The sequence below is a fragment of the Halomonas sp. 707D4 genome (assembly GCF_024158685.1).
In the GTDB taxonomy this organism is placed as follows: Bacteria; Pseudomonadota; Gammaproteobacteria; order Pseudomonadales; family Halomonadaceae; genus Vreelandella.
In genome coordinates this window covers 1-6,510 of record NZ_JAMZBD010000154.1, presented here as the reverse complement: position 1 = coordinate 6,510, position 6,510 = coordinate 1, and the positions used below count along the sequence as shown (strand labels likewise).

The following is a 6,510-nucleotide window of genomic DNA, read 5'->3' as shown; positions in this document are numbered from 1 at the left end:
GGGGGCGACCGGTTGTTGGCCGTCCGGCTGCACCATCTCGTGAGAAACGCGCCCGACGTGCCAGAGCTGTAGCGCGATGCGCCCGCCCTTGGCGTGCACGGCGTCGACCACCTTCTTCCAGCCGGCCTCTTGCGCGTCGGTCCAGATCCCCGGCGTGTAGACGTAGCCGCGGGCGGTGGGCGAGATGTTGGTCGCCTCACTGATGATCAACCCGGCGCTGGCGCGCTGGCCGTAGTAGGCCTGCTGCAGCTCGCCGGGCACGCTGTCCGGGGTGCGCGCCCGGGTCAGCGGCGCCATGATCACCCGGTTGGGCAGCGTCAAATCGCCGAGCGTGATCGGTTCGAGAAGCGTTTCATGAGCCATTCGGCAAACTCCTTCTTGCTGAGTGAAGTGACACGGCAAACAATAGACCAGTTTACTACTGGTTTCCAGTGGCGCCTTGCCCCACCCAGCATAGCCCGCGAATCGCCGCGCAGCCTGTGCTCTGGCTGCTCGGCGATTCGCGCAGGGTCGTCAGTAGCCGACGGCCTGGCCCAGCACCAGCCCGGCGAAGCTCAGAAGATACACCAGCCCCATGAACGGCAGGATGGCCTTGAGCCACTGCTCGTAGCTCACCCGGCCCAGCGCGATCATCGCCAGCATCCCGCCAGAGGTGGGGATGATCAGGTTGGTCAACCCGTCGCCGACCTGAAAGGCGGTGATCATCAGTTGGCGGCTGATGCCGACCAGATCCGCCAGCGGAATCAGGATCGGCATGGTGACCAGCGCCTGGCCGGAGCCGGAGGGGATGAACAGGTTGATCACGCCCTGCAGCACGCTCGCAAGTATCGCGGTCAGCCCGGCGGGCACGCCGTCGAGCAGCCCGCTCAGGCCATTGACGATGGTGTCGATGATCGACGCCTCGGCGAGGATGACCTGGATCGAGGCGGCAAGGCCGATGACCATGGCACCCGCCGTGACGCTGGAGGCACCTTCGATCATGCGCGCCACGAAGGCGTTGGGCGAGAGCCCGTTGAGCGCGGCGATCACGATCGCCATCACCAGAAACATCGCGGCGATCTCGTTGATGTACCAGCCCCGGGTGAACACCCCGTAGAGCATCACCGCAAGCCCCAGCACGAAGGCGACGAGCGTGGCCACGTTGCGCCGGGTGAGCGAGTACTCGTGCAGCGGGCGGCTCATGCCCTCGGCGTTGGCGGCCTCCTTGAACGGCATGGGCACCACGCGCTTGCAGATGTAGAGCGCAAGCAAGGCAAGCGATGCCACCAGTAGCAGCGTGCGCAGCCAGGCGCCGGAAAAGGTCGGCAGCTCCGCGATGCCCTGGGCCACGCCCACGGTGTAGGGGTTGATCGGCGAGAGCGCGAAGCCCACGCCGATGCCGCCCACCGCCATGGTGGTGCCCACCAGGCTAGAGCAGCCGATGGCGCTGGCGATCAGCACCGCGATCGGCACCAGGGCGATGTTGTTCTCGTAGCCCACGGCCACGCCGAAGAAGCCGTAGATGAAGGTGCCCACGGTGATGATCAGGTTGCGCCGGCGCACGCCCACCTTGTTCACCGCCACGCCAATGGCGTTCTCCAGCGCCCCGGTCTTCTGCAGGACATGGAAGAGCCCGCCGGCGATGAACACGATGAACAGGTACTGGGAGGCGTTGATCAGCCCCTGGGGAATGGCGACGAAGATATCGAAGGGCGCGATGGTCGCCACGTCGCTCAGGTAGTGAAACGAGCCCGGCACCACCACGGTGCGTCCGTTCTCGGTGATGCGCTCGAACTCGCCGGCGGGGATCACGAAGGTCAGAAGATAGGTGGCCACCAGGATCAAGAAGATCAGGACCATCGGGTCCGGCACCGTGCGGTACCACGGGCGGGGCGGATTCGGGGAGTTGGCGGGAGTCATGCTTGGCCTTGTAGGTCGTTTAGGTAAGCGGCGGCGCCGAGTGGGCGGCTATCATACCAGTGCGCGCCGTGCCCGAATCAAGACGACCAGAACCAGCGCCGGGCGGGCGCGGGGGCCGCGGAGTGCACGAGCGCCTCGTTCAGCGCGTTCACGATGTCGCCGAGCTGGCGGTGGCACACGGCGCTGCTGAGCACGCCCGGGCACTGCTTGAGCAGCAGCTGACACTGGTTCGCGGCCAGGCAAAGCGGGGTGCGCGAAGGCGGTGCCAGGCTCGCCTGCGCCTCGCGGCAGGCGCTGGTCAGCTCGCGGGCGAGCATCGCAAGGGTGCCGGTATCCAGCCAGCAGGGCAGCGGGTCCGCCAGGCGCGGGGCGATGGCGTGCTGCATGGCCTCGAAGGAGGTCCGCAGGAAGATCATTTTCTGGCGCAGCTGACGCTGTTCCTGGGAGGCACGCCACCGTGTCATGTCGATTCTCCTGCGGCCGGCTCGGCAAAGGTAAAAATGTTTCTCATTTACATTCATCGAGACGATAGCCTGCGTCAATGACCCTGTCAATCGCGCAGAGCGACGTCAGCCCGCCAGCAGGGTGATGCCCTGGATCAGGTAGAACACGCCGATGGCGGTGACGATCCAGCGCGTCCAGGCGCGGAAGTTGGCATCGGTCAGCCGGTGCAGGATACGCGTGCCCACCTGGGTGCCCGCCAGGGCGAAGGGCGCGGCCAGCGCGACGATGCCCCACTCGGCGGCGCCCAGCGACAGCGCTGCGCCGAGATAGAACAGGATCTTGATGCTGTGGGCGATCACCTGGATCATCGCCTTGGTCGCCACCACCTGGCGGCGGTCCATCCGCGAGCGCACGAAGAAGATGTCGATCAAGGGGCCGGAGACCCCGGCGGCGATGGTCAGGCCCCCGGAGGCCAGCCCGCAGGTGATCGCGTGGCTCGCCCGGCTGGCGTCGAGATGGAACCAGCGCTTGGGCATCCACACCAGAATCGGCATCAGGCCGATCAGAATCGACACCGTGGCGGCGTCGGGGCTGTAGCGAAACAGCAGCAGAAGCCCCGCCGCCCCGACCACGCCCGTCGCCATCAGCGCCACCACCCGCCAGTGGATGAAACGCCGGGAGAGCCAGGCGCGCGAGGCGTTGGCGGTGAGCTGGATCACCCCGTGCACCGCCATGGCCGAGGCCGCCGGGAACACCAGCAGCAGAAACCAGAGCAGCACCAGCCCGCCGGCCATGCCGAACACGCCGGACAGCAGCGAGGTGAAAAACACCACGCCGACGAAGGCGCTACCTATCAAAAAACTCATCGACAATCCTTAACGGCAGAAAGGCCATACCTGATAGAACTTGCGGCACTGGAACTCGGCTTCGCAGGCGTTGAGCTGGGTCTGATAGCGTCCGGCGCGTGACGCCACCTCGCGCCCGGCGCGCAGCACGTGGGGCTTCTGGCGGTAGGTGCCGCGCTGATAGCCGCCGGCGCCTTCGTGGTAGGCGTAGTAGAGGTGCTCGGGGTTGTTCAGCGCGATGCCGGTCTGGGCCCGGGTGCGGGCGTTGTACCAGCCGATGAAGTCGGTGGCGTGCTTCATGTGGGTGCGCCGGGCGAACAGGCTCCCCGCCTGATCGCGGTACTCGCCCCACACCGGGTCCTGGGCCTGGGCGTAGCCCTTGGCCGAGGAGGGCCGGGGGCCGGGAATGAAGCCCAGGTAGTACTTGCGGTCCGGACGCACGTGGCTTCTGAACGACGACTCCTGCTGGATGAACGACATCTGCGTTGCGATCGGCGTGCCCCACTGCTGGTGGGAATCCCGGGCGTAGTCGTACCAACTCGGCTGTTCACGAAAGATCTCGCAGACGTTGCTCTGGTCCTGCGGCGGGTTGGGCGCGAAGGTGGCGCAGCCGGTCAGCAGCGAGAGCGCCAGTAGCGCTCCCAGGTGGCGCAGCAGGCGCGTCGGGCCGCGCGTCGTATCGGCGCGTTGAAACATGAGTCATCCCCTGTGGTCATTGGCGCTTGGCGCGTCTTGTCGTCATGGCGTGCGCAGAAGCGCCGCCAGGCAGTGGCGAAGGCGCAGCACCTCGCGGTTGAGAGTCTCCCCGGAGAGCATGCCCACGCCCATCACCAGCCCCGTTCGGTGGTCGTGCTCGGCGCACACCGGGCTCAACGCCCGCACGATCAGGTGCTCTTTCAACAGCGCCTGGGCGATGGCCACGTCGTCGATACCGGGCTCGAACTCCACGCACAGGCTGATGGTGCTGCTCGGCGGCGAGACCCGCTTTACGCCGGGCAGGCTCACCAGCTGGTCGTGGAGCACCTGCTGGCGGCCAAGATAATCGCGCTGGATGCGCCGGCACCAGTGGTCCAGGTCACCGTCGAAGATGAACTGGGCGAGCGCTGCCTGATCGAGCATGCGGCCCTCTCGAAAGAGCTCGCTGCGCAGGCGGTTCATCGGCTCAGCCAGATGGCGCGGCACCACCAGGTAGCCCAGGCGCAGGCCGGGAAACATCATCTTCGAAAACGAGCCCACCAGCAAATGGCGCGGCGAGGCGGGGTCGAACAGAAGCGCCTCGTGATCGCCTTCGGTGAACTCGTAGTCGTCCTCCAGCACGTAGCCCGGCGCCAGCGCCTCGCACAGCTCCCCCTTGTGGTGGGCGCTGGCCGGCTCGCTCAGCGGGTAGTGGTGGGTGCCGGTCAGGTAGGCGAGCGCCACCGGCGGCGGCTTGGCGGGAAGCCGGTGGCCCCGGGCCGGGTCCCAGGGCAGCAGGGCGAGCTTCAGCCCCGCAGCGGTGAAGATGTTGCGCGCGCCCCAGTAGCAGGGGGACTCCATCGCCACCGTGTCGCCCACGTCGGTGAGCGCCATGGCGCACAGCTCGATGCCGTTGTGGGTGCCGTCGGTAATGATGATCTGGTCGACGTCGCAGTCGAGATGGCGCCAGCGGGCGAGAAAATCGCGTATCGCCCGCTTGAGCGGCCCGTAGCCGCCGGTGGAGTAGGAGAGCAGCAGCGCGTTCTGGGCCACGGTGACGCTGCCGTAGAGCTGGCGCCAGCGGCGCATGGGGAACTGGGCGATATCCGGAATGCCGGGCATGAAGGCGCCGCTCTGGATCGCGCTCGAACCCGGCGCGCGCAGCACCTGGCGGGCGCGCCGCGAAAGCGGTGTGTTAAGTGGCGAAAGATTCGGCGCGGAGGCCCTGCGGCGTACCCAGGTGCCCTGGCCGTGGCTCGTTCTCAAAAGCTCCTCGGTGAGCAGGGTATCGATGGCCAGCGCCAGGGTCTGGCGGGCGCAGCCGATCCGCGCGGCCAGCGCCCGGTGCGCCGGCAGGCGGCTGCCTGGCGCCCAGTGGCGTGTCACCGCCTGGCGCAGGGCCTGCTCGATACGCACCTGCTTGCTCAACCGCTCGGGCTCGCGCGCGTAGAGCGCCGCGAACGTCTCCAGCATCTCTTCCCGGCTCATCGACGCCCTCTCAACGCATGACCCTTCGCGGCACATTCATCGCCAAATCCGGGCGTTATCGCACAAAGGCGCAAAGTGGTCCAGTCAAACCGCAAAGTGGTCCATTCGCGCCGCGCCGTGACCCTGCTAGCGTGTAGAGACAGGCGCGTTCAGCCCACAGGCAGCGGGCGGCGCCTCCAGCAAGCGTCTTCAATAACCGTCTCCAAAAACCATTTTCAACAACAATGCCGCCAAGCTCACACAACAATCAACGACCCAGGAAAACATCATCATGAGTACATCGACTTCTGAACAAGCCAAGCTTGTTCGCGTACTGGCACGCGGGGACGTGCTGGCACTGGCCTTCGGGGCCATGATCGGCTGGGGCTGGATCGTGCTGACCGGCACCGCCATCCAGTCCGCCGGAAGCCTGGGCGCCATTCTCGCCTTCATCGTCGGCGGCTTCGCCATCGTGCTGGTGGGCCTGACCTACGCCGAGCTCGCTTCCGCCATGCCGAAAGTGGGCGGCGAGCACGTCTACAGCTACCGGGCGCTCGGCCACTGGCCGTCGTTTCTGTGCACCTGGGCGATCATTCTGGGGTACTTGAGTCGTAGCCTTCGAGGCCGTGGCGCTGCCGACGGTGGTCGAGTACATCGCGCCAAACTACGCGGTGGGCCATCTGTGGACCATCGCCGGCTGGGAAGTGAAGGCCACCTGGGTGGCCGTCGGCGTGGGCGGCTCGCTCGCCATGATGGCGATCAACTACTTCGGCGTGACCACCGCCGCCCTGCTGCAGAAGGTGGTGACCGGGCTGATTCTGGTGGTGGGCGTGATGTTCATCACCGGCGCCCTGTTCGAGGGCAGCACCGCCAACATGTCGCCGCTGTTCGCCCCGAATGAGGCGGGCGTGGCCGCCGGCATCATGGCGGTGCTGGTGATGGTGCCGTTTCTGTTCGTCGGCTTCGACGTCATCCCCCAGGCCGCCGAGGAGATCGACCTGCCCTACAAGGCGATCGGCAAGGTGCTGATGCTCGCGGTACTGCTGGCCGTGGCCTGGTACTCGCTGATCATCCTCGGCACCAGCCTGCTGCTCGACAGCGCCGCACTCGAAAACGCCAGCCTGACCGTGCCGGAAGCCATGGGCGTGCTGTTCGACGCTGCCTGGGCGAGCAACCTGAT

The 6,510-nt window shown here is 66.7% G+C and carries 5 protein-coding genes and 2 pseudogenes; 1 reads left to right on the top strand and 6 read right to left on the bottom strand.

The window, feature by feature from the left end:
• The 6 genes and pseudogenes from BIS11_RS08450 to BIS11_RS08425 all read right to left on the bottom strand — a co-directional run.
• Positions 1-363: pseudogene (locus BIS11_RS08450) on the bottom strand (alkene reductase); the annotation flags it as partial.
• 150 nt (positions 364-513) lie between these two features.
• A complete protein-coding gene (locus tag BIS11_RS08445; protein ID WP_253422400.1) occupies positions 514-1,899 on the bottom strand; it encodes a YfcC family protein in 1,386 nt (461 codons plus the stop codon).
• Positions 1,900-1,976: 77 nt separating this feature from the next.
• The gene (locus BIS11_RS08440) at positions 1,977-2,363 is read right to left on the bottom strand and encodes a hypothetical protein (protein WP_253422402.1); all 387 of its coding nucleotides are present in this window, start codon (positions 2,361-2,363) and stop codon (positions 1,977-1,979) included.
• 105 nt (positions 2,364-2,468) lie between these two features.
• Positions 2,469-3,209 (bottom strand): sulfite exporter TauE/SafE family protein, encoded by a 741-nt coding sequence (locus BIS11_RS08435; RefSeq protein ID WP_253422411.1) that lies wholly within the window; start codon positions 3,207-3,209, stop codon positions 2,469-2,471.
• Between the two features lie 9 nt (positions 3,210-3,218).
• The gene (locus BIS11_RS08430; protein WP_253422413.1) at positions 3,219-3,884 is read right to left on the bottom strand and encodes a lysozyme-like domain containing protein; all 666 of its coding nucleotides are present in this window, start codon (positions 3,882-3,884) and stop codon (positions 3,219-3,221) included.
• A 42-nt stretch (positions 3,885-3,926) separates the two neighbouring features.
• The gene (locus BIS11_RS08425; protein WP_253422415.1) at positions 3,927-5,351 is read right to left on the bottom strand and encodes a PLP-dependent aminotransferase family protein; all 1,425 of its coding nucleotides are present in this window, start codon (positions 5,349-5,351) and stop codon (positions 3,927-3,929) included.
• 271 nt (positions 5,352-5,622) lie between these two features.
• Between BIS11_RS08425 and BIS11_RS08420 the strand changes: the two are divergent.
• A pseudogene (locus BIS11_RS08420) lies at positions 5,623-6,510 on the top strand (APC family permease); the annotation flags it as partial.

Bases quoted from the DNA above. Each gene is read 5' to 3' on its own strand.
- BIS11_RS08425 (WP_253422415.1), bottom strand. From the start codon at position 5,351: ATGAGCCGGGAAGAGATGCTGGAGACGTTCGCGGCGCTCTACGCGCGC.
- BIS11_RS08440 (WP_253422402.1), bottom strand. From the start codon at position 2,363: ATGACACGGTGGCGTGCCTCCCAGGAACAGCGTCAGCTGCGCCAGAAA.
- BIS11_RS08430 (WP_253422413.1), bottom strand. From the start codon at position 3,884: ATGTTTCAACGCGCCGATACGACGCGCGGCCCGACGCGCCTGCTGCGC.
- BIS11_RS08435 (WP_253422411.1), bottom strand. From the start codon at position 3,209: ATGAGTTTTTTGATAGGTAGCGCCTTCGTCGGCGTGGTGTTTTTCACC.
- BIS11_RS08445 (WP_253422400.1), bottom strand. From the start codon at position 1,899: ATGACTCCCGCCAACTCCCCGAATCCGCCCCGCCCGTGGTACCGCACG.